This window comes from Vibrio genomosp. F10 str. 9ZD137, from assembly GCF_049974785.1.
In the GTDB taxonomy this organism is placed as follows: Bacteria; Pseudomonadota; Gammaproteobacteria; order Enterobacterales; family Vibrionaceae; genus Vibrio.
Map to the genome: position 1 here is coordinate 1 of NZ_JBNGCJ010000623.1, position 1,969 is coordinate 1,969.

General features: G+C 40.7%; 3 protein-coding genes. 2 read left to right on the top strand and 1 reads right to left on the bottom strand.

The genetic code is table 11. The annotated features are described in order from the left end of the window. Positions 1–71 precede the first annotated feature (71 nt). Together ACP45E_RS15165 and ACP45E_RS15170 are read left to right on the top strand one after the other, a co-directional pair. On the top strand, positions 72–380 hold the full coding sequence (locus ACP45E_RS15165) for a hypothetical protein (RefSeq protein WP_241824320.1): 309 nt from the start codon (positions 72–74) through the stop codon (positions 378–380). Positions 381–419: 39 nt separating this feature from the next. Then, entirely contained in the window at positions 420–683 is a 264-nt protein-coding gene (locus tag ACP45E_RS15170) for a hypothetical protein (RefSeq protein ID WP_241824321.1), read from the top strand. A 90-nt stretch (positions 684–773) separates the two neighbouring features. Here the strand turns inward: ACP45E_RS15170 and ACP45E_RS15175 are convergent, their stop codons facing one another. Further along, positions 774–1,478, bottom strand: a complete 705-nt coding sequence (locus ACP45E_RS15175) for a hypothetical protein (RefSeq protein WP_017038282.1) — start codon at positions 1,476–1,478, stop codon at positions 774–776. Between the last annotated feature and the right edge of the window lie 491 nt (positions 1,479–1,969).

A 1,969-nucleotide genomic window follows, 5' to 3' on the forward strand; every position in this document is an offset into this window, starting at 1 on the left:
TGGCGATTGCCGAGTCTTACGGCTCCTACGTTGCTACACACGTTTACTCTGAGAAAGCGATGCATTAAGCATTGGACAATGGCGTAAAATCACTTGAACACGGCTTTATGTTTAAAGCGGAGATGGCGGAGAAATTCAATCAACAAGGTGCATTTATTGCCACTAACTTAACCGCTTTCTCTCCAGATCTTGCCACCATTCCAGTAGTGCAAGATCCATTGATTCAGAAGAAGCTACATTCTGCTCAAGCAGCATTTGGTACCTACCAGCAAGAGATGGCAAAAGCTGAGGTAGATGGTTTTATCGCCGTGCATTCAATGTGGACTGTGTTGGTGTGGTGGGTACCTGTGCCAAGCAAATTGACCACGAAATCTGGCTAAAACGCGGATATGTTCGGTAACTTTTCGGCACTACGAGCAATGACTTCAACCTCAGGTCGTATCTCTGCTGAACTGATGCAGCTGTGGATTGACCCATATTCTGACGGCAAATTAGGTGTTATCGAAGTGGGGGCTTATGCTGATATCTTACTTATCGATGGTAACCCGCTTGAAGACATTAGGTTAATTGGCGGTCGTGATACGTGGTTTGGTGAAGCGAACGATGCCAAAAAAGATGCTTCTCACCTAACAGAGATGGACCTAATGATGAAAGACGGCAAAATCTTTAAAAACACCCTTTAAGATAGCCAAATAAACCAAGACCCTGTACGCTGCAATGCCTGTCAGTTAAGCGCTAACTCGCATTGCAGTCTCATATTCACTTTAGAAAAGCTAAAATGCGTAGTTAAACTCAAGACGTGTCATTGATTTATAACTCTCTTTATCATAATGCCCAACGCCAACATTATTATTGTGGTAAAAACGAGCATTAAAGACTGGAGTTATTTGGTAACCAATCGCGACCTCAAGATCAAACGTATCGGTCTTAATACCATATAAACTTGTAGTAAAAGATGGGTTTACATTTAGCCACAACTTATCTGTAAGCTTGAAGTTCGTATAGAGTTGCCCTGTTGCTGTCAATGCCTTTATGTCTACACCTGTTGTATGATTATCAACATTCAATCGGTCCCCTATCATTCCGCCAAGATATAACCCTGGATAGAAAACAATATTCTCTGATAGTGGTAGTGTGGTTAATGCGCCAGCAGAAATATTTGCAACACCACTATTACGGTCATAACCAGCATCGACGCTAATTGCTCCGCCAGTAGAGTTATCAACATTAAAGAAGCGGCCACGGAATGTATCTCCCCCATTTTTAACCTCTAAGTTAAGCATATTGGCCTCATTACTGCTTGTACTAGGTAACTTTAAGCCTATTTTTGCGTTATAGCCCGATGTGCCGTAACCCACACCAACAGAAGTATACACTGCAGTAGGATCGCTCATGTCTGGCGCAGCCACCTCTTCTGCAAATGTATTGAAGGTAAATAATGGTAATGCTGTTAATAATAATGTTTTGTAGTTAATCATCTGATTATCCTTAGTTAAGTTATTTAATTGGATTTTGTTTCGGAATGGATAATACAGTTGGTAAAAGCAAGCATTTAAATCACACAGCATGGATTAACACCACAGACTTTGTAAGAGTTGTTTTATGACGTCTATTTCATGGCCTTACTTTTTATCTATATAGTCACGGTTTGTTGTTATCTGATTTTGAATTTATCCGTTAAGTCGTATGAACAAACGGCGTTGATATAATCCACACTACCTGATTAATAGTGTTGCTAAAAACTCGGTAATATTCTCGGCATAGACAAATTGAATGTCTTAACCAATGACAAAAACTGAGGATACCAACATGAAAAAACTACTAATCACAACTGCAATCTTAAGCGCACTTTCTATCAACGCCGTAGCTGCACCAACCACATCATTAGCTGATTCTGTTGCCGCTGACCAGCAACGTTTAAGCCAAATCTTTGAGCATATTCATGCGAACCCTGAAGTCGGTTTTGCGG